At 42.4% G+C, this 22,917-nt stretch carries 13 protein-coding genes and 3 pseudogenes; all 16 read right to left on the bottom strand.

Annotated features, from left to right (window positions below; translation table 11 throughout):
- Positions 1-31: 31 nt before the first annotated feature.
- Positions 32-886, bottom strand: a complete 855-nt coding sequence (locus BVE84_RS04400) for a ParB/RepB/Spo0J family partition protein (protein WP_000743700.1) — start codon at positions 884-886, stop codon at positions 32-34.
- An 8-nt stretch (positions 887-894) separates the two neighbouring features.
- Complete coding sequence (gene mobV, locus BVE84_RS04395) at positions 895-1,860, bottom strand: MobV family relaxase (RefSeq protein ID WP_001820668.1); 966 nt, start codon at positions 1,858-1,860, stop codon at positions 895-897.
- Between the two features lie 524 nt (positions 1,861-2,384).
- Positions 2,385-3,410: an AAA family ATPase gene (locus BVE84_RS04390; RefSeq protein ID WP_001170964.1), complete on the bottom strand. Its 1,026-nt coding sequence runs from the start codon at positions 3,408-3,410 to the stop codon at positions 2,385-2,387.
- 154 nt (positions 3,411-3,564) lie between these two features.
- Positions 3,565-4,039 (bottom strand): annotated as a pseudogene (locus BVE84_RS11305) (RNA polymerase sigma factor).
- Between the two features lie 83 nt (positions 4,040-4,122).
- Complete coding sequence (locus BVE84_RS04380; RefSeq protein WP_425274934.1) at positions 4,123-4,437, bottom strand: RNA polymerase sigma factor; 315 nt, start codon at positions 4,435-4,437, stop codon at positions 4,123-4,125.
- 205 nt (positions 4,438-4,642) lie between these two features.
- Positions 4,643-5,155 carry a sigma-70 family RNA polymerase sigma factor gene (locus BVE84_RS04375; RefSeq protein ID WP_000241709.1) on the bottom strand — a complete coding sequence of 171 codons (513 nt, stop codon included), beginning with the start codon at positions 5,153-5,155 and terminating at the stop codon, positions 4,643-4,645.
- A 487-nt stretch (positions 5,156-5,642) separates the two neighbouring features.
- Positions 5,643-5,813 carry a cysteine-rich KTR domain-containing protein gene (locus BVE84_RS04360; RefSeq protein WP_004614788.1) on the bottom strand — a complete coding sequence of 57 codons (171 nt, stop codon included), beginning with the start codon at positions 5,811-5,813 and terminating at the stop codon, positions 5,643-5,645.
- Between the two features lie 54 nt (positions 5,814-5,867).
- Positions 5,868-7,787, bottom strand: coding sequence for a tetracycline resistance ribosomal protection protein Tet(O) (tet(O), locus tag BVE84_RS04355; protein ID WP_076995854.1), 1,920 nt, complete (start codon positions 7,785-7,787; stop codon positions 5,868-5,870).
- Between the two features lie 366 nt (positions 7,788-8,153).
- Complete coding sequence (locus tag BVE84_RS04350; protein WP_001129922.1) at positions 8,154-8,528, bottom strand: TnpV protein; 375 nt, start codon at positions 8,526-8,528, stop codon at positions 8,154-8,156.
- Positions 8,509-14,442, bottom strand: a complete 5,934-nt coding sequence (locus BVE84_RS04345; protein WP_076995853.1) for an SNF2-related protein — start codon at positions 14,440-14,442, stop codon at positions 8,509-8,511. Before BVE84_RS04345 ends, BVE84_RS04350 begins: the two co-directional genes overlap by 20 nt.
- A gap of 48 nt (positions 14,443-14,490) precedes the next feature.
- Positions 14,491-15,042: a hypothetical protein gene (locus BVE84_RS04340; protein WP_076995852.1), complete on the bottom strand. Its 552-nt coding sequence runs from the start codon at positions 15,040-15,042 to the stop codon at positions 14,491-14,493.
- Complete coding sequence (locus tag BVE84_RS04335) at positions 15,026-15,217, bottom strand: calcium-binding protein (protein ID WP_013851924.1); 192 nt, start codon at positions 15,215-15,217, stop codon at positions 15,026-15,028. The genes BVE84_RS04340 and BVE84_RS04335 overlap by 17 nt, the downstream gene beginning before the upstream one ends.
- Positions 15,218-16,978, bottom strand: a pseudogene (locus tag BVE84_RS04330) (SspB-related isopeptide-forming adhesin); the annotation flags it as partial. It abuts the gene before it with no gap.
- Between the two features lie 133 nt (positions 16,979-17,111).
- A complete protein-coding gene (locus BVE84_RS04325) occupies positions 17,112-18,206 on the bottom strand; it encodes a group II intron reverse transcriptase (protein WP_265588622.1) in 1,095 nt (364 codons plus the stop codon).
- Positions 18,207-18,213: 7 nt separating this feature from the next.
- Positions 18,214-18,909: a reverse transcriptase domain-containing protein gene (locus BVE84_RS11230; protein WP_256765658.1), complete on the bottom strand. Its 696-nt coding sequence runs from the start codon at positions 18,907-18,909 to the stop codon at positions 18,214-18,216.
- Between the two features lie 704 nt (positions 18,910-19,613).
- Positions 19,614-22,748: pseudogene (locus tag BVE84_RS04320) on the bottom strand (SspB-related isopeptide-forming adhesin); the annotation flags it as partial.
- Positions 22,749-22,917 lie beyond the last annotated feature (169 nt).

The raw sequence follows: 22,917 nt of genomic DNA, 5'->3' as shown, positions 1-22,917 counted from the left end.
CTCTCTGTATTTACTTCCCGAAAAAAGAAGATTAGCGGCTGTCACGGTTGCGTTTCCTCTGCAACTCACGCTCCAAAAGTTTGATGATGGTTTCCTCCATCTGCTTCGGCGTTGTGTTCTTCGGAAAGTATTTTTTCAGCTTGCTTGTGTTGATTTTCAAGGTTTCTTTCTGGTTGCCCTTTTCCTCCGTCATAATCGCAAATATCGTATCCATGTCAAGCCGCCCGCTCTGGCTTAACTGTTTCATCCGCTGTGCCTGTGAGAGTGAGGGCGTTGCTTCTTCGCTCTCCATCGTGGCAAAGAGGTTTTCCTGCTCGTCTTTCTTCAAGAAGGACAGTTCCACCGCAGGCGTGAGGGCGATTTTCCCCTCGTCCACCATCTGCAAAATCGGCGGTATCAGTTCCGTCAGGCGGATAAAACGCTGCACGGTCATCCTGCCCACGCCGAAGCCCTGTGCCACCTTGTCGTCCGTCCGCAACTTCGTCACAACTTGTGACGAGGTTAAGTCTGTGCGGAAACCCTGCCGCTTCATGGCTTCGGATTTCATCTTGTAAGCAAACGCCCGCTCCGATGGCAGGATATTCTCACGCTGCAAATTGCTGTCTACAAGGGTGATGATGGCTCGGTCACGGTCTAAGGGCAGGACAAACGCAGGCACGGTATTTATCCCTGCAAGTTCAGAAGCACGGACACGCCGCTGTCCTGCAATCACTTCATAACCGTCCCCGTCCTCTTTCGGGCGTGTGATTATCGGCGTGACAATGCCAAATTCCTTGATGCTTTCCGCTAACTCTGACAGTGTTTCATCTTCTGCCACATGAAACGGATTGTCGGGGAACGGGTACAAGTCTTTGGTCTTTAACACCTTAAAATCCTGTTTCTTCATTCACATATCTACCTTTCTTTCGCTCTGCTTCTATGATTTTTCTGCAATTCTTCCAACACTTCGGGCGGTATTTTTGACAGCAGCCGCCCCATCTGCTCGTTGGTTCTCTGCAATTCAAATATCTTCTGATTCGCTTTCTGCACCTTTAGTTCCTGCTCGTACTTTTCATCACGCATACGCCCCGCATAGTCTGATTCCTGCCCAATTCTCTCTTTCAAACTGTCGATATACGCCTGCTGTTTCCCGATTTCCTTAGAGAATTTCTCCACGTCTGGCAGCCATGCAGAGAGTAAATCTAACGCTTTATCCCTTTTCTTCCCTGCGTTAAAGGCGTTGATGTCGGATAGGGCAGACACGATTTCTTCATACTGTTTATCAAGCCTGCCGCCTAATTTATAGAGCCATGTGGGGACGTGTTTCCGCTTGGTTTCCATTGAGGACTGCCCCCGTTCAAGCTGATTCCACCGTGAGGACATCCGCTCATGGTAGGCGGTCTGCCACTCGGATAATGATTTCTGGTTGCCTAAGATAGCTTTCGCTGACAGCTTATTGTCTGGCGTAATCGGCACAAAGCAGAGGTGCATATGGGGCGTTCTCTCGTCCATATGGACGACAGCGGAGAGGATATTCTGCTTTCCAACACGCTCCGAAATGAAGTCAAGAGCCGTCTGGAAATACGCTTTTTGTTCTTCGGGCGGTAACTGGTTCATAAATTCTGGTGAAGCTGTGATGAGCGTTTCCACCATCATCACGCTGTCTTTCCTTGTCCTGCACCCCGCTTCGGCTACCATGCGGTTAATCTCTTTCTTGTAGGTGTACTTTGGTGGTGCTATGAGATGGTAATTGTTTTTAGAGCGTTCCATATCTATATCTGGGTTGCTTTTGTAGGCTTCTTTCTTCCGCTCGTTGTGGCGTTCACAAGCCGCAACGCCGCCCGCTTTTCGTTTCTGGAAACGCAGGATTGCATAAGGCATAGGCGGATTCCTCCTTTCTTTCGGCGGGTGACCGTCCTTTGGGGTGACAGCGGTGACGGTGGTGACAGCAGTTTTGGGATACCCCCTGCCGACTGCCGCAACTGTCACCCTCACCCCCTGCATGACGGTCATGTCGATGATGACGGTGTTTTTGGGATACCCCCCTCGCAAGAGCCGTCACCGTCATGCCGCCATTCTTTTATCCGAAGCCGTAAGGCGTAGGATAGCAGGGCACAGCCCTGCCTTAAGGGAGTCCAGAGGGAACGTCTGGCACACGACTTTGCAGGGCAAAGTGTAGTGTGTTACACCCTGTAAACGCAGTCGGAAAAATCGGAATGATTTTTCTGACCGCAGGGGTGGTTTTACACGACCGAAAAGGGCGAGTAAATCTCACGCCTGCATTTTGCGTTTACGGGGTGTTCTCCCGTAGGGATGACAGCGGCAGGGTATCCTAAAATCACTGTCACCACCGTCACTGCTGTCACCCGCAGGGCAGAGCCGCCAGCTTTACATGGCTTTAAGCGTCAATGACAGTAACAGGGGGGTATCCTAATATCGCTGTCACCACCATCACCGCTGTCACCCGCCCTCCTTGCAAGGGCAATCCGCCTGCCGTCTTTCCTGCGGCTGTACTGGTAGCAGATACGGTTCTCGCTTAAAAATGTGGTGCGGTATTCATTCAGCCATTTCGTAATCACCGTGGGTATGGTTTCCGTTTCCCCCATAGCGGCTAACAGTTCCGTTGCCGTGCCTATCCATTCTTCCTTATCCCTCATAAAATCCACCAACCGAAAAAGGACATCTGGTATCGTTTCTTTCGCAAGCTGCTCCTGCGTTTTCCGCTCCACAAGCTCCCAACGGCAATCACGGAAACGCAGCGTGTATTCCTGATAAGGCGTGTCCCTGCCCGTCACATACAGCTTGGCGGTGTCAGACGCACGTTTCTCCTTTTCCAGAACAAAGGTAGCGTCCGCACTCCCCGTTAATCCTGTCGTCCCAGACACCTTGTTGAACACGTCGCTGTCATTCTGCTTTCGGATGTGGTGTACGACAATGACCGCCAGAGAGTGCCTGTCGGCAAAGTCTTTGATGAGGGAGATGTCCCCATAGTCGCTTGCATAGGCATTGTCTTTTGAAGCTGTACGGACTTTCTGCAAGGTATCAATGACAATGAGCCTGCTGTCTGGGTAATCTTTCAGATAATCTTCAAGCTGCACGATAAGACCGTCTGACAGCTTGCAGCTTGCCACGGCAAAGTGGAGCCGCCCGCTTGCTTCGTCCGTCAAACGAAATAACCTGTCCTGTATGCGGCAGAACGTGTCCTCAAGGCAGAGGTAAAGCACATCGCCCTCCATTGTCGGCATATCCCATAAAGGGATTCCCTGCGACACGCATAAGCATAGCTTCAGCATGAGCCAGCTTTTGCCTATCTTCTGTGAGCCGCAGAACAGCGATAAGCCTGTCGGGATAAGGCTGTCCACCACAAAGGATGGTTTCTCAAGCGGTTCATAAAGGAGCGTTTCGGCGTTGACTGTCTGTAACTTCTGCATGGCTTTCCTCCTTTCGGGCGGTGTCTTTGTTTTCGTTGCACATAGGCGTTGACCTCCTTAAAAATAGATTTACTCCCACGGAAAAAAGTGAGAGTATGTAATGCCGCCAATCCCACACAAATAAAAAACAGATTTCTTTTTCGGGCGGTGTCGGTCACGGTTGGAGATATTTCTTCAATTTCCGCCTTTACTTTCTCCTTTGCAATCGCAACAGATTTCTGTATTGCCGAAGCGGTGCAATGCTCCATAGCGGCGATTTGGTAAAAATTGAACTCATACTCGTAGTAGAGCAGGAAACGCCGCCTTTGTATCTCTGGAAGGCTCCCAACCGCCTTATAGAGCGTTTCATTCCGTTCTTCCTCAACCATGCGTTCATCAAGGCTCTTAGGCACACGCAACGCCCGTCTGTAAAGGGTTTCGTCCCATACCTCGTTAAACTCCCTGTGCCGCTCGTCCCATTAGAAAAGATTCCTGTTCCTGCGCTCCATCTGCCGAAACTCCATAAAGAACTGTTCCGACACTTCCAACTCGTGGGATTTGCCCTGCCCGTCCTTAAAGCTGATAAAATACCTTGTGCCGCTTTCCGTGGATTCCTCCCGAAGCGTGTATGCCTTAACCCTGTATGCCATCCTGTTGTCCTCCTGCAAAAAATGAGTGAGGGGATTTCCATCCCTCACCCAGTAGCCCGCAGGATGGCAGGCTGTTTTAGAAGCTATAAAATTTTCCGCAGCTTCTTCCGCAGATGGTCTAACCTCGCATAGATGGCACCAGTCGTCAAATGCACAAGCGGGGCAATCTCCTTTGTGGAATACCCCTGCATTTTCAGCAGGACGATTTTCAAGGTACGCCCGTCCACCGTGACTAATACTTGATAGAGATTTTCGCTCTCAATCTCTTCCAGTAACTCCGCAACCGTACCCACTTCCGCCTGCCGCTCCCTGCCTGCCATGTCCTCAAGATATTCCGCAACGTCATTCGTCCATCGGTAAAACCGCCTGTTGGAATTGAAGTCTGCCCTGTCCGCCATGCGTATCTGCTCAATGGTCGCTTCATCAACGCCGCACTCACGCAGCAGCTTTTCCTCCGCTTCTTTCCAGATACGCCATTTCCTGTCCTCCCGTCCGTGGTTGTATGCCATTCTTACTTCCTCCAATCAGAATTGATTGAGAGGGCAGAGAAAAGCCCCCTCATCTTCCCAAAGGAAAAAACAAGGGGGCTGAACGCCTTAAATTTTAATTTTCTATTATCTTTCTTAGTTTTATTAGGATTCTGGCTTTGCGTTTGTTTACAACGCTCTGGGTTATGCCCAACCTCGCCCCGACTTCACGCTCGGAAAGTCCGTCAAAAAAGATTGCCTGTATCAGCTCCTGTTCACTATCCGACAGCAAAGGCAGGGCGGCTTTCAGCCTGTCCACCATGACCGCATTGACAACGGTTTCTGCAATGTCCACCGCTTCATCAGTGATAAAGTCCAGAGGATTCCCCTCGCTGTCCGTAAATCCGTCGAGAGATAGCAGTCTATTCTTTGTATCTAATTTTTGCAGATAACGCCACCGTTCCTTGTCACGGTAGAAGTCTGTGTATTGCTCCCTCACGACTTCAAGCAGACAGCCTTGAATGGGGATAAACAGCTTGTCCATATAGGTCTGGTCGGATTCCCTGCAACGGCAGAACTCCGTGTAGGATAATTCCACATAGCCGCCACTTTCTCTGATATATACCTTTCTTGGTGCATATTTCACCATAAATACCTCCCATCTGAATTTTTGAAATGTAAAAAATCCAGATGGAGAGGCGGAGAACGACACCGCATATCAGAAACAGCCCTACGGCACTTTCCAACAAAAATCGACAAAAGAAAAACCGCAAAGGCTCTGTGACCTTTACGGTTATAGGAAATAGTAATTCTATTGTATGGAGATTGTACTTCTACTTTCAAGGTGAGAAGTACCGTTGCACTGGCAGAAATTTTTTTAACTGGTTTCCTGCCGTTCTCTGATATGCTATGTATTGATAAATTTTGCTTCGTATGAGCAGATAGATAACTGCCCGAAAAAAGGACATAAAAAAATCCCTCCAAATTTAAAAACAAATTCAGAGGGTAATTTAGGGTATAACAAAATAACCCACCCGAATATCGTTTTTTTTATTTGGTGAGTTTGTTCTTTCAAATACGAAACAAAAAGAGCCGATGATTCGTGAATTGTTCCACAATTTCATCGGCTCTGCGTCTTAAGCGTCTGGCTCTTTGATGACAGTTATCTTCAAGTTGTCAACTTTAATCAATCTTTCTTGTCTGCATTTTGGACAATAAAGGGGATAATTCTCCAAAACAGTGTCCTTCCTAATTTTATTACGGGTTTTGCTCCCACAAACAGGACACAATATCCATTCGCATTTCATCATAATTAGTCTCTAATCCTTTCAAATCTCATTTTATATGACTTTTGCAAGCTGTTAAGCTAACTTGTGGAACATATGCCGAACCTTATCTATACGGCTATTCGGGCGGCGGGGTTGGCAAATAAATTTACCAATAGCTGGCTGGTATCCTTTTAACTCTGTCAAGCAGACTCCCTGCCCATTTGTGAAATAAGTTAAATCGTTCCTGTATTCTTGAATACATCTAGCAGGGATTTCTCCTTTCAGAATGACCTCGTCATTCTTTATCTGAGTACTTACAATATCTGCACAATACCTTGGAGCATCATGATACGCCCGTGAGAGATATTCCTGCGGTGCATAAATTTCAAAGTGGAGATATGGCTCTAATAGTTCTGTCCCTGCTTTTTTTAAAGCCTGCTCCAATACGATAGGGGAAAGCAGCCGAAAGTCTGCGGGGGTACTTACAGGACTATAATACAATCCATATTCAAAACAGATTTTACAGTCTGTCACTTTCCATCCATACAGCCCCTGCTCGCAGCCATAAAGAACCCCCTCCATAACCGCATTTTGGAACGATTGATTTAAATATCCAAGTGAAACTCTGCTTTCATACTGCACTCCGCTTCCAATAGGGAGCGGCTCTATGGACAACCCGACAGAAGCCCAGAAAGGATTTGGCGGGACTTCTATGTGGATGGTATATTCTGCTTTTCTAAGCGGTCTTTCCATATATATAACAGTAGGCTCTTTTATTTCTGCCTCCACATGATATTTTTCCTCAAGGATGGCACAAATGACTTCCATCTGCACATTCCTCAAAAAAGAAAGTATAATCTCATGCGTTGTAGTATCCACATAATATTTTAAAAGAGGGTCGCCATCTGAAATTTCTGTAAGTGCCCCAAGCAATATTTCCCGCTGTTCAGATTTCTTTACTGCAATCGTTGTTTGGAGCATAGGGAGAGGATTTTCAATAAATTTTCTCTGCGGCAACAGTATTTCGTTCCCCAAAATACTGTTTAGCTGCAAAACATCATTTGGTAAAATTACAATATCACCAGAGCAGGCTGTATCGGATGAATATAATTCACCGTTTGTCGGAACACACATCTCTGTGATTTTTATTTTCTCTTTTTCAGATATTCTAATAACATCCCTCAAATGCAATGTTCCGCTATATATACGCACATAAACAAAACGCCGCCTTTTCTCTGAATATTCAATCTTAAAAACCTGCCCGCATAGTTCAGATTGACCTTCAGGCGTTGATGAATAAAATTTACTGGCAATTACTTCTATAAGCTGCCGAATCCCCAGATTGTTTTTAGCGCTTCCGTGATAAACGGGAAATAACGTTCCGTTTTGGAATCTCCTGTTTTCTTCCTGTTCCAGTTCTGACATTTTAAACGGTTTCCCTGACATATATTTCTCTAATAGTTCATCGTTTCCCATAATTACCGCATCCCACTGTTCCATATCGTCATTGTCCGTTACATTTATATGGGGATGCTGCCCAACCTTTTGCTTCACTATAATTTCCGAAGAAAGCTTTGCTTTCATTTCCCGATATACCATTGGCAAATCAATCCCCTCTTGGTCAATTTTATTGATGAAAAAAATTGTCGGAATCTTCATTATCTGTAGTGCATGAAACAGTATACGGGTCTGTGCCTGTATGCCATCCTTTGCAGAAACTAATAATACTGCTCCGTCTAATACGGATAAAGAACGGTATACTTCCGCCAAAAAATCCATATGGCCTGGCGTATCTATAATGTTGACTTTTACATCCTCCCACTGAAAAGATGTCACTGCTGTCTGGATAGTGATTCCCCTTTGACGCTCCAAATTCATTGTATCTGTCCTTGTTGTGCCTTCATCTACGCTCCCTAGTTCTGCAATTGCACCACTGGTATACAATAAACTTTCCGTTAATGTTGTCTTTCCTGCGTCAACGTGAGCCAGAATGCCTAAGTTAATTATTTTCATGTGATTTTCCTCCTATCAACACCCAAAAAAGGGCATAAAAATACCCAGTGATAAATACTCCTATCACTGGGTAAATAACTCCAATAGCCCCAAAACACTTATATGTTTTCGGGCATATAAAATTACATGATAAAAGTATTCTTAAACTGGGTACAAAAAACTAAGCCCCATATTAAAAGTGAAACGGGACTGCTACTTTTTGTTCCCACTATCAAATTGACAGTTTATTTAAGAATACCTTGCCGCATATTTATTAACTCCTTGTATAATACTGAATCTAATTATATTCCTTAACCCTTTATTTGTCAAGCTGACAAACTAAAGCAGAAAAAGCGGCAGGATTTCCCCCTGCCACTAATCATCTGTTTATGCAAAAATAATTTCCTTTTCCACAATCTCCCTCGCACAAGCCCTTATGTTATTGAGGCATCCTGTCCATTCTAAGGCGTTTTCTGCCTTTAGCTGTTCCGTTATGCCCTGTGCCTGTTTCATACCCTCTATGAGCCTTTCAAAGCGTTCCTGTGCCTGTCTGTTGATGTCGGCAAGGTAGGCGTTTAGCCTGCCGCTTGTAAGAAGATTGGTGTATGTAACTTTACGGTACTGTTTTAGATAATCTAAATGCCGTTGCCCCCAGATGCCTATTGCCTGTTCTTCTTCGGCGGGTACAGTTAAGCACGGTATCAAATAATCCCCTTGCCTTTCGTATTTGCCGCCCAGTTCCTCAAATAATGATTTTGCCATTGTCTGTTACCTCCACATTCTTTTTTATTTTGAATGTCCGCAAAATCCGTCCTACATCAGAGGGACGCCATGGAACATCTAAGTGGTGGACAGCTTTCATGCGTGATTGCACGTTTAGACCCGTCCCTCCTTTTTCCGTAGAAGCCATGAGAATCCGTACTTCTCCACTATTGACTTTTCGTGATAGGGAATTTTTCTTCTCATCGGTATTGGCATCATGCACAAAAGCAATCTGTTCTTTGGGAATCCCTCGATCTACCAGTAGGTCTTTGAGTTCATTGTAGACATCAAACCCTTCTTCCTTACTTTTAGGAGTTCCAATATCAGAGAAAATCATCTGAGTGGCTTTGTCTTCAGCTCCTTCACGGTAAATCCGCTCGACATTATCAACGACTTGAAGGATTTTCTGATTGTCTGATAAGGTATAAGCAGGGTCAATCAACCGCATATCAATGGCTAGTTTTCTAGCTTCCCCGGTTATCTTTAACATATTATCTCTACTTGGATCAACACTACCTGACTTGATAGCGTCTGAACGCTCTACCAGTTCTTCTAAATAGTATTTCTGAGCTTGCGTTAACTCGCTTTCCACCGCAATAATCTTAGCTTCAGGTACAGGTAAATCAAGCATATCTGAAGTCTGAATATCTGCTGTTTCCTTGTAAATACGCATAAGTTCAGGCAGATTGACAAATTTCTTGAACCGTTTCTTAGGTTGGTATTTATCACCTGTCGGGGCTAGTTCCATAGAGTTTTCGATATTTCCAAAAGCACCAACCCAGGAGTCAAAATTCGATACCTGGTATCGTTCCAAGACATCAGGTTGAATGTAATTCATCATGGTGAAAAGTTCACTAATAGAGTTAGAAACTGGTGTTCCTGTCGCAAAAACGACATTTCTATCTCCATGCTCTGCCTGAACTTGTCTCACCTTCATCTCCATATCCACGTTCTTTTTTGAAGTGGTATTGGTAATTCCCGCGACATTCCCAAGTCCAGTGATTGGACGGATATTCTTGAAGTGATGAGCCTCATCCACAAAGAGAAAATCAATGCCAAGGTTTTCAAATTCGATAAAGGTATCTCGCTCCAGCTTTTGGAGTTCTTCCAGCTGGTGTTCTAGTCCCTTAATCGAACGCTCCGCTTCTTTCACTGTATAATCACTGTCACTTCCTAGCTTGATTTCTCTGAGTTGCTCGAGTTTGTCATTAATATAGGTGACTTGCTTCTCTCGACTCATCGGTATCTTCTCAAACTGGGAATCCCCAATGACAATGGCATCATAGTCCCCTGTAATAATCCGAGACACAAACTGCTTGCGTTTGGCTTTGGCAAAGTCTTTCTTAGTAGTCACATAGACTTTCTTGGTTGGGAAGAACTTCATAATTTCTTGACCAAACTGAGCAGTCAGACTAGACGGCACCACATAGAGAGGCTTATGTACCATTCCGAGTTCTTTCAATTTGAAACCAGCTCCAAGCATAGTCAAGGTTTTTCCAGACCCGACTTCATGAGCTAGGAGGGCTCGTTTTTCCTCCACAATCCGTTGAATGGCATTCTTTTGGTGAGGGCGTAAGGAGATATTCTGAGCAAGTCCATCAATGGTTAAATGGCTACCGTCATAAACCTTAGATACTGTACGATTATAGAGACTGTTATAGGTGTCTTCAATCAACTGTTGGACTTCTGGATATTTTGCTACAAAATCTTGAAAGAGTTCTTGTAGGTGTGTTTCCTTGGCACGTAGGACCGTTGTTTTCTCTACATCCGTTACATTCTTTTTCTTATCCCCTTCGACAACTTGTTTTGTAATCGTTGGTTGATTGGAATTCAGAAGATTTTCAAAGATTTTTCGACCACTATCATAGCGTGAAGCAGGGACACCTAGACTCCTATCCGTTGCGTTGGAATAGGTGTAGGCAAACTTAGATTGGTAAGTGATAACCCCGTCAATGGGACTGACTTCAAAGACTGTTGCTACTTCTTGGTCTGACAGTTCATAGGCTTTCCCCATAAAGGTTTCTTGGGCAAATTTTCCGTAAACAGACAAAGGAATCCAGCGTGAACCGATTCGATAATCAATGTCTGCTAAAGTAATACGTGCTGGTTTGATAGCTTCTAGAAGTCCTGCATAATGTGACCAGTTAAAGTCCTGATTGTCTTGTTTGACGAATAGATCCACCACTTCTAACTTGGTAACCACATCACCTGACAGAAAGTCTTGGCGAGAAACATAGGTCAATTCCCCATTCAAATACTTCTCAGGATCAGGCATAATGAGGTCGCCTAATTCCTCAATCAAAGTCATCTTCGATTCAACCTGATAGATAGACATCATATAAACGAAATCGACACCACGTCCGTCAGCCAAGCTGGAATTTAAGGCATCAAGGGCAGTATGTACCTTTTTAACCTCTTTTTCAGGACGCACTAAGGCCTTCTCAAAGGCAAGAGATTTAGTATAGATAACAGACTTTCCACTTGGATCCAGACGTTCATCTTCCAAACTAGCAAGAAGCGAATACTTATCATCACTATCGAAAAGATTGCGGTTCACTGCACTATTCAAATACCCATAGCGTTTGACAAAGCTATCATAGGTACGATTGAGTTTACCTAACAAGTGGTTAAAAATCTCCTTATCATAATCATAATAGCGTTGAATGGCAATAACTTCTTGGTAGGCATTGCGAATATCGACCATTCCTTTGATTCGTGCTACTTCTTTCTCAGACAAAGGAGCTTCATAGAAAACTGTCTTTTTATAATATCCCTTAAACTGACCACGTTTTGCTGCATCATCGGTCACATAGACATCCAGAGCTGTGCTATCAGTCACTTCTAAGGCATTAAAGCGATCAATCTGTTTTTGAGAATGCTTGGTGTCCCATGCCTTAAAGTTGCCCTCTTCATCGACATAATAACTGATTTCTTCTGTCTTGGTCCCCACTCGAATGCCTTTGTTATCTCGATAGTAAACCGTAGAACCCTGATAACCAAAACTGTACTGACCTAGATTCTCCCTCATTTCAGCTGGAATGGAGGTATCAATGACTTGTTCGATCAACACATTTGGGTTAATGATGACCTCATTTCTATCTATCTCTCTTGGAGCTATTACTTGATTTAGAGCAGTTTGAACACTAGCGATGAGGTTATCACTAGTCCCCTTAACAGAAAGTGTTCCACCGTTATAGTTTCTAACTTCATAGGTTCCTAGCACTTGGCTATTGTATTCTCCATCAAAGTATGGATTGAGCCAAATGCGACTATCCTTTTCATAACGAATGGAACCTGAAAAAGCTAAATCATCTGTCACATATACCTTGTTCAGGTGTTTCTGGAAGAACAACATATCCGTTGTTACAGTGGTTCCTGCAATGGCCTTAAATGCAGAATCAGGCAGTCGAACCCCACCAAGAAATTCGGTTGTCTCACGAATATCTTGTAAGATGTTTTCTGTTCGCTTATCCATGGTTCCTGTTGAAGAGATAATCGCTACTTGTCCACCATCATGGACTAAATCAAGCGACTTTTTGACAAAATAATCATGAATCATATAAGGCTTATCGTACCTGTTATCCGCAATTCGTATATTGGCAAATGGCACATTTGAAATCACCAAATCAAAACTATTGTCGTTAAAAGCCACCATCTCAAAGCCCTTAATTTCAATATGACTATTGGGATGAAGGTGTTTGGCAATAGCTCCTGTAATGGTATCTAGCTCTACGCCATATAGCTCACTCTTTTCTCTTAACTGTTTGGGCATAGCCGCAAAGAAATTCCCTGTTCCCATGGAAGGATCTAGGATTTTACCACCCGTAAAGCCATCTCTTTCCAACTTATCCCACATCTGACGGATCAGGGCAGGGTCTGTGTAATAGGCTGTCAGAGAGGACTGTTTCATATCCGAATACTCTTTATCTGTGACTAGGCTTTTCAGTTCCTCTCGTTCCTTGGAAAATTTTGGATTATAGTCATCAAAGAAATCATTGGCAAGTCCACCCCAGCCTACATACTTGGCAAGGAGTTCTTGTTCACTTGTACTTGCCTGACGACGCTCCGTTTCAAGTGTTTTAACCAAACGAATTGCCGCAATATTTGTCTCAACCTTATCTCTAGCAGTCTTAGGATAAAAGTCCGTCATATCTTCTGGAAAATAGAAGTCCGTTAATGGAATCTCTGGAATTGTTTCGACTACTTCCTCTTCAGGAATTTGATTATCTGATTCTTCAAAATCAGTATCGTTATGACCTTTTTCTGAACCATCTGGTTCCAATAGTCCAATACTCTGAACTGGCTCCTCTTCGAGAAATGAAAAAAGGTTTAATTCTTGGTCAGCGTCTTCTAACTCTGTTTGTGGTTCTGCCTTTGGCTGATGAAGTGCCTGACTGACTTCTTCCCAGGTTCTCACATAAAGAACTGGATTTTCTTCAATGATATCCGAAAAGTCATTGACTAACTCAATCCGAATCAAACCGTTCAATCGAGCATCGCTGACCGACATAACCTCAAAGTCCTGTCCCTTATAGGAAACCAATGACCCCAGAGGAAAAGTGTCCAATACTCTCTGGACTAGTGGGTTTTCCGCAAATTCTTCATCAACTACTTCTTTTCCCTCAGCTTTCTCTAGCTTGCTTATCCAATCTCTAAGGGTTAAATCTGGCTGATTGCCTTTATCTTTTTCAAATTGTTCCGCATCTTCTCTGCTAAGTTCTTGGTGTAAAAAGGCGTAGGCAATTTGTCGCAGCTCTTCAATGGAAAGCTGGCTACCAAAGAAAAATTCAATTTTTTCATGACTCAATCCCATTTGGAGTAGTTCTGTCGCAAAGACTAGTTGAGTTACCGTAGCTTTTGGATAACCACCTAATAAAGCAAGGTCCGAATTTTTCAAACGAAAACGACCTACCGCATCCAATAAAATACCGATTTGGTCTGGGTCAAACTGAGATAGCTCAATCCCCACTTGAGTCAATTTTTCTTGATTTTCTGCCCTAATGGCTTGTCCAATTTTTTCTAATTCCTTTTCTTCGACTGTAGTCAACGTTCGCTTCAGCTCATAGGGACTACCATTAGCCTCTAGATAGGTTAGTAACTCTTCTCCTTCATAGACTGGTATCATTTCCATTTCAGTGTCAAAATTACCTCGTCTAAAACTTGGGGCTTTGTAACGTTCATTTCGAATCTGGTCAAAATAGGTTAGTATCTCAAATTTACGTCGTAAAGATAACTCTTCATAAGCTGGCAGATGACTTGTTTTTCCTGTTTGAACATCTAGTTGAGACAAATCTACATCCAAACTAGCAATAACCAGAGAGTCCTCTTCTCGAAAAGATATTGCTTGATGAACACTTTTTTTGTGCTCATCAACAGTTTCTTCTATTTCTTGAACTGTTTCAAGATCAGGCACGTAATTCAAGAGAAACTGTTCAATATCTCGGCTGATCCGATCCGCTAAATTATTAGCCACACGGTAAACATTGACCAAATTAGCTCCCCTACTCTTTTGTAAGAGTGAATCCGGCGATATGGTTTGGTAGTGACCATTTGAGTCTAATAATTGAAAACGAGTGGCCAGATTAAACAAGGCCACTTCTATCACCAAGTCTTTTTCAGACGGCGATAATTTGTCAAGTTTTTGGAGGCCAGTTTGGCCGAATACTTGTGTATAGGTCAATAGATCATGAGCAGTATCATAAGGACTTGCCCGAACAAAAGCTGAAACATCTGTCTCAAAGTGAAGTACCTGAACAGACTTATTTATTTCTTGCCTATTGGTTAAAAAATGACGAATAAGACTATCCCACTCCTCATCAAAATGTTCTGCTTGGTAGTATAAAAACGCCTCAAGCAAGGATCTGTCACGAGGAATGGTGGCTCTCATCATTTGTAGTAAGACTTCTTGATTCATTTTTCCTCCCATTTTAAAAAGACTGAGAGTGTTTCTCAGCCCTTTGTGTTAATCTAGGACCAAGGCTCGTTGGTCTCTTTCTTGCGGAATAGCTTCCATTACAGTTGTCACATAGTGTTGTAAGAATTGACTTTTCTGGTCTAGTAAATCTTTTTTCAAGGCAAGGTGAACCAGATCTCCAAAATAATCCTGACTGGAAATGGCCAAGTCCTGTTGAATCATGGCCTGTAAGGTTTCAAGGCTAAGTGGTGAATAATCGTCACTATCTAAAACTTCATACTGTTCCAAGGTGTCCGAAAGACTGTTTGAAGACATTAGATCCATAATAAAACTAGAGCCTTCACCTGTTCGGTACAGCTTTTCCAGAATATCAGTCATATCCGCCTGTGCTTCATCCTGATAACCATCCACTTTAACTCGTAGCTCATCACTAATCAAGGACAGGTCATCTTCATCCATATAATCTTGATAAACCTGATTGAGGATTGTTCTATCAGAAATACTTAATTCCAAAGAGAGAAAGGCTTTGATAAACTCTTGGTAATCGTCCTTCTCCATTTCAGACAAAGCCTCTTTCATGGTGTCAAAGTTCCAAGTCATCGTACAACTCCTTTAGTGGGACTAGTGGTGAATGTCCAGATTGTAGCTCTTCTAAATCAGCTTGACCATCACCATCTGTGTCAACAGACTGCGGATTGGTTCCTAAAGCCAGTTCCTGAGCATCTGTCAAACCATCATGGTCCGAATCCTTTTCATAAATGGTTTTTGGATTCATCTACTTCTCCTCCTTTTTCTTCAGTCCATAAGCCGTACCAAGTAGAATACCGGCTCCAATCAAGCCCAAAATGGATTCCTGTTCCCCTGTATTTGGCAAAATGCTTGCTGGAACAGGCGGTTCAATAGTCTCAATCGGTGGTTGAGGTGGGGTAGGTTGATTTGGACTTGGTTCTTCAGGTTTAGGTGTATGTGTTACAACTGTATTTGAGCTGATAACATAGCCATTCACTGTATGGAGATAGGTATTCTCCACCTGACCAGTCGCAATGCGTTTCATCTGCAGGTAAACATCTGCCTGAAAGGCTGAATCATCAGAGATAGTCTCTAAGAAGGATTTATCAAATGAAATTGACACGAGGCCATTTTCTGTATCCACCTGTTGCAAAGTATATTTCGTGACTTCCGTTCCTTCTTTTAAGACAGAACCGTCTTTGAGGGTAACATCCGTCATCAGATAGCTGCGATAAACACCATTATACTCATCATGCTTTTCAACATAGTTATCTTCAAAACCATATTCAAATAACTCTGTCGCACGATTGCTTGGAATCATCGCTCCAACTAAGCGATAGTTAAAGATTTGATTCAAGGCCACTTCTTTCCCATCAAGGCTGTTATTTTTATGAGACAAGTCAACCACCACATCCTTTTGTGGGTCTAATTTGGGAACATTATTGACCACTGTTTCCGTGACATAGGCCAAGCCAAAATCAATCTGATAGGCTGTATTTTCATACTGAGCACCTGTTTTGGTCAGATCATTTTTAACCGTCATCGGAAGCGTGACAACTAAGGTTTGACCAGTCTTGACATAGGTCTCATAAAAAGCTTTTGGATCCTCAGCGCTTAAGACTTGAATAGCTCCTTTAGGTGTAAACTGTCGTTGAGCCATGGCATCTTGAACAATTTTTGGAACTTCTGATAAACTAGCGTATGTGTTGACAGAGATACCAGATACACGATTGCCATCCTTATCTAAAATCTGAATGCCATCAGGATTTAGGGAAAGGGCTTCTTCTGGGTAATCGTCTACCATGTAAAATCCCTTGACAAGAACATCATCCGTCACGACCATGTCCTTGTATTGACTGTAATCCAAGACAATTTTGTAATAATTAACTGTATTCGGAAGGACAGTCTTTCCATCAATTGAAATGCCTTCTTGATTGGTATTAGACTTATGTGGAGTTACTTTAGGGACGAAATTGATCACCGTATTGGTTTCATAAGCTTGTCCAAAATCCACCTGATAGGCCACGTTTTCATAAGACTTCCCTGAATTAATCATGGTTTCCAAAACCGTCATCGGAGTGACAATAGTAATATTCTCCCCCTTGGTCACATAAGAGTTATAAAAGGCTTGTGGGTCTTCAGGAATGAAAACTTGGAAAGCTCCTTTAGGCTGAATCTTTCGTTTAGAAAGGGCTGCTTGTAAGGAGTTAGGAGCTTCTGATAATTGAGCATAGGACTTCACCGTGATTCCTGAAACTGTTTTGCCATCAGATGTGATAACCTGAATAGCTGTTTCATCTGGCAATAAAGCTTCTTCTGGATAATCATCCACAAAGTAAAAACCTTGTGCAATCTGAGAGTTGTCTGCTTTAATCCCTCGGTATTGGTCCAAGTCCCATGAGAGAGTATAGAAATTTTGAGTTCCCACTAGCATGGGCTTCCCATTGATGTCCACCTTGTCTTTGTTTAAGTTTTGTTTCTTAGGTTCTGGAGAAACAAGGGTGTTAGTCACTTCTTTGGTCTCATAGCATAGCAATAGGTAAGCTTTTGAAAGTCGATTATTCTTGCAAACAATAATCCGTTCATTCTCTAGCTTTTCCCCTGCTCCACACCGTACGTGCGACTTTCACCGCATACGGCGTTCCAACTTCCTCTTTGCATTAAATACTAGTTAAATTACATTTTTCACGATAATAGTTTACTCTTTCAATTTGTTTTCCAGTCAAATTGAATGGTCGTTTATACTTTTCAATCATTTGAGGCTCAACCGCATGAATTAGTTTATGTAGCCACTTATGGATAATAACTAGATTATCAAACCTATCTGTCCCTCCCAAATATTTAGGGATAATGTGATGACAGTGAATGTCCCCTGCTTTCAAGAATTGTCCTGTAATTCGGCACCTTCCATGTTGCATGGAATATTTTGATAAACGATTATCTCCAAATTCTAAGGTCATCGTCTCGTGTGTTAACTTTTGGAGTTCTTGTAACTCTGTAACGACATTTGGCTTTAGCTGTTTATATATCAGGTTTCGTCCCTCAATAGTGTAGGGACATAGCTTCTGAGTAAAATTTCTAGCCATTCGCCATTTGACAGCCGCTAATGGATAGAGGTATGTAGAGCCAATTTTGAACGTCCTCATTTTATTTTTATAAAATTTCCTATAAACTTCAGGAGGACTTCTTGGAATCTCATACTTTCCTATATTCTTCAAATGATTGTATTGTGTATAAAGAAGAGAATAGGCTAATTTAGAGAAAACAGCACTGACCTGTGTCGCAATACCATAGTATCTATGTACGCCTAAGATATAATTGTTATAGAGACTAACATTCTGCCATGTAGGGCTACTTTGTATTGTTTTCAGGTGTCTGACTATCTTCTCTCTGATAATCTTTTTATTCTTACTTGAGACGGTTGTTCTGGCTATATATTTCTTATGTTTCTTGATAGCCTTTAATTCAAAACCAAGAAATTCAGAGCTTCTCCTTCTCAAGTTCGTTACCTTGGACTTTTCTTTGGAAATGTTCAGCTTGAGGTGAACTTTAACATAGCCCTCTACTGCATGAAATACTTTCCAAGCTGTCTTATGGTTCTTAGTGAATATCTTAAAATCATCTGCATACCGTACAATATACATTTCTTTAAGCTTTGTTTGTTGTAAAGCAGGATATTTGTTTAATTTTGTATATTGACGCTGTGTCGGAAAATTCTCCCATTGACTAGCTATCCACTGGTCTAAATCGTTCAGTACAATATTAGATAATAGAGGGGGAGAGTATTGCCCCTTGGGGTGTTCCTTTATGGGGAATACCTTGATAGACTATTGGTGCTTTTAGCATTTTCCCAATAATAGCTAACACCCTCTTATCTTTTATACCGATTGTATACATTTGCTTGAGTAGCTTGGTATGATTGACATTATCGAAGAATCCCTGAATATCAATATCAACTACATGGTGAAAGGTTGACTGATTCATCAGAAACTGACATCTAGCTATTGCATGATGAGTAGAGCGATTTGGACGGAAACCATAGGAATGTTTGTAAAATTTGGCTTCGCAAATGGGTTCCAAAACCTGCTTTATCATCTGTTGAATTAGTCTATCTCTCATTGTAGGTATTCCCAATGGTCTCGTTTTTCCGTTTGGTTTGGGAATATCTACTCGTCTAACCATCTGAGGCTTGTAGTCCTTCATTGTTAGTCTGATTTCTTTGATAAATTCATCTTGATTCTTTATGGTGAAATCTTGGATAGTTTGTCTATCTATACCAGCTGTCTTCGAACCTGTATTTGATTTTATAGTGCGATAAGCTAGTAAGATATTATTCTCAGAAATTATAATATCATAAAGATTGATACCGAAAGTCTGATTGGTCAAACTACGTTGATAAAGCCAATCAAACGTTTCTTGCATCTGATAGTATTCATAATATCGTAATAGTGTACTCACTGATGGCTCATCTCCTAACTGCTGTTAGTCCCATCATCTTACTCGACCTTGTGAGTTTCATTTATTCTAGTATTTAATTGTCAAAGAGCAAGTCTTGGGGCTATCCCTCCACGTGTATTAGACGCTTCATCGGTACTGTGCCCCTACTCTCACGAGAATTAAGGAATTTCGATAACTTATCTTATATCCAACACCCCGATAACAGTCGTTTGATATGAGTGTTTCTCGCTTTCCACGTTCCAATAATTCTAGCCTTACATTTCTATCCTTAGGTGCTTACTGTGAGCCTGAATATTTATAGCGTCCTCGTTCGCTATCCCGACGTTCATAGTAACGACTCTTACTTATCGGTAACATTCGTTGCGGTCGCAACCTTATATCATTTCTGATACGTCTTCGTTTAGACCCGTACATTCGCAAGTTCGTCAGTCTCTTCTTTGAGACATTCTCACCATAGATAGTTTATGGCGTTCCGGCATATCCTTTTCCATATGAATTAGCTACTTCACTTAGGAGCAGTTCTGCCGACTTTACCTGGCTTCACACCCTTAAGTGCTGTTACACTCAAACGCATGCAGGAGTATCAAACCAGTTGTTTCAGCCAACATGACGGCTTTCATTCCAACTGTCGAATTATTAGTTGTTATTCACTGTATCGTGAATCCTCTCTTTTCGTGCTACGCACTTATAGAGAAACGTGTCGCACCATTGCCGAAATCAACTTGGTAGGCCTTGTTTGTATAGGTCTTTTTTTGACCATAGAGACTATCTTTAACCGTCATTTTGGTCAAAAGAGCCAGGGATGTACCTGTTTTGACATACTGGTCATAAAAGACTTGGTTGTCATCGGGCATAAAGACTTGAAAGGCACCAGTCGGTGCAATCTTAGCACGAGCTAATTTATCTTGAAGGTCTTTAGGGGCATTATTTAACGAAGCATAAATTTTAACCGTTATGCCAGATACCTTCTGACCATCAAGGGTAGTAACTGCCGTGCCATTTTCCACCACATCAAGCACTTCCTCTGGGTAATCGTCCACAAAGAAGAAGCCTCGTGCAATTGTCTCTTTAGCAGAACGATCTCCCTTATACTGGTCCAAATCCCAAGTCAATCGGTATTGGTTGGTTGTACCAAGAGCTACGACCGTATCGTTAATGAGAACACCATCCGCATTTTCATTGTTCTTGTCAGGTGTAATAAGTGTAGTTGTCTCTACATCACCTGGTGTACGAACCGTCACAATATTAGAAGTAACTGTATAAGCATTGGTTGTGCCCTTGTTCAAAAGGAGTTTGTAGCTATTAGAATAGGTTGCCCCATCATTTTGAACAGAACCATAGAGTTTTGGGGCGGTCAATTGATAAACCTTGGTTAAATCTTTATTCACCTCCTGCAACAAGTTTTCCTTTGCGGTCAAGGTCACAAAATTCTTAGTCTCATCAAAGCTAAGGACATAGTTTCCATTCTCTTTTTGTGTTGTTTCCTTATCAAATAGGTAACCAGCAGGCAAGTAGTCCTCAAAAATGAGACTAGTCGTTTGAGCACGATTGGACGATAAGGCATCAACTGTTAAGGGATAAATCACCGTTGAATCTTTCGCGACAGTTTTCTCATGAAGATTAGCTTGGTCACTATTGACCACTTCTTTCATAATCTCTGGAGTTGTCGTCAAATGATACGCATGATAATGGACAGTCGGAACTTGTGGTGGCGTTGGAAGTTCTTTTGGAATAGGTTTAACAGGTAAGGTTACCTTGGTCAAAGGTAGACTAGGCTGCACCACTTCTTCCAAAGGCTTTGGCGTGAAGTTTACAGGCTTTTCTGGTGTAAATGTTTTAGGAATAAAGACATCTGGTGTTACCGTAATCGGTTCTGGAACGGGTTCAAGATCCACCGTTACATGAGGTTTGGGACTATAAGGTGTTACTGTACGTGCCACTGGTAGGGTGTTTAAGGCAAACCAGTAAGACAAGCCAACATTCTGTGGCATATCGCCTTGGCCAAAGGTTACTGTATAGGTATTGCCTGATGTGACCGTTGAGACAATAGCTCCTTTATAAGCATAACGACTTGAGGTGGTATCCCATTCCTCAGATAAATTCAAATCACTTGCACGGTTGGAACCCAAAGAACGTGCTAAGCCTTCATTAGTCACTTGAACGGTTGAGCCATTAATTGGCACAAATTTCCCAGATGAATCTTTAACATATTCTAGACCAATGTCATTATGATTGAGGGAAGAATGTGTGAAGACACCTGGTTTTTCTTTGGAGAAGGTAACTTGTGAGCCGTCTTCCAAAAAATACTTAGCAACTACACGAAACTCCATCTTATCCGTTCGCCAGTCACCGTTTCCGTCATTTCGGTAGGCGATAAAACCTTCAGTTGGATCATTTGGCACAACCAATTTCACGGCATCGGTTCCAGCTGGTGATACAAGGTTGGTAATATCGTAAGTCACACGACTAATCTTTTTCCCATCAAATCGTGCATGTTGAAGATTTTGATAGTTAAAGCTTAGGGTCTCACCTGTTTTGAAGCTATCATAGACAAAGAATCCTGTTGAATCCAAAATTCTTGAGTAGCCCCCAAGCATGGCATCGCCAGTTGAAATAATCTGATCAGGATTTCGGGTAATGGCCCCATGTTGTGCTTGGGGTTCACCGTTATTGAGATTGAGAGCTTGAGCAAGGGCTTCAGAAATATAACCTTCTTCACCTTTTGAAATCTCGGCCAAGTCACGTTGATAGCGTTCCATTTCTTTGGCATTGTAGACATCAATCGCTTCATTTTCTTTTCTGGCTGCGGCTTCTTTTTCCTGATTACGTTTAGTGATGGCTTCAATCTCAGCTGCTCGATTTGAAACTAATTGTTGTTTCTCCTGATTAGCTTGATCCACCGCAGCTTGACCTGCACGGTTTTCAGCATCTACAGCTGCTTGACCTGCCCGATTACGCTCTTCAATGGCTTCGTTATCTGCCTTTGCCTTAGCAAGTCCAGCTTCATTTTCTTTTTGAATGACCTGATTTTTCGCAACAATATCATCTGCCTTGGTTTTCTTTGTAAGATAATCCGCTAAAGCTTGTTCGTTAGTAGATTGAATGGTTTCAACAGCCTTGCCAAAGTTTGTATAGTCAAGAACAGATGTCCCGTTTCCTGATGAAACTACTTGTTCGTTTACTGTCACATCAGCATAGGCATACTGAGATTTTAGGTCATTAACTTTGGTATCAACCCAAGCATTTGTCTCTTTCCCAGTTTGGTTGGCCCCTTCATAGGCCTGTGTCAGCTCCTTATTTTCTTGTTCAATTCGGACTTTTTCATCCTCATAAGCTGCTTTGTCAGCTTTGTAGGTTTCAGTAACTTCATTGATAACCTCAACTTGGTTTTGGGCCTCTGCTTCTGCTTTTGAAATTTGTTGGTTGGTCTCTGACGCAGAGCTTGTATTTCCCAAATCCATTGGACTATCTTCAACTGTAGAAACACCTTCAGCCTTTGCTTCTTCAACTGCTTGTGTTACCGTATCATGTGGTACGGTGATAGCAATCGCTCCATTGGATTGACCAGTTGATCCTAAACTTTCAGTTTGTTCAGATACAGGGTTTGGCTGTGCTTCTGGTAAATTCGTGGCTGGATTTTCCGTTCGTTGAATAGTGGTGTCAACTGATGTTGTAACTTCATCAGCATGTGCAACCGTTCCTCCCCAAGCAACAACAGCGGTCACCATTGTTCCAAGGGCAACCGAACATAACGTTCGATATTTTTTACTCTTGCGAAAGACGTGTTTCTCGCCTTTTTCCTGATTGACAAGAAAGTGATGATTACATGTTTTGGTCATAAATTGTCCTTCTTTTCTTTTTTCTATAGCAACAAACTGTCACTCTTTCCTCATCATAAAAAAGAAGGCTTGATTTTGTTATCACAATAAGTTCAGGGAATAGAAAATGTTGCTTTTACACTACGAATGTTGTAAAATTGTAGTGTAAAAGCAACATCGAAAGGAGTAA

The sequence above is a fragment of the Streptococcus azizii genome (assembly GCF_001984715.1).
Taxonomy (GTDB): domain Bacteria; phylum Bacillota; class Bacilli; order Lactobacillales; family Streptococcaceae; genus Streptococcus; species Streptococcus azizii.
Note: the sequence above shows the minus strand (reverse complement) of the source record. Positions and strands in the feature narration are given on the sequence as shown.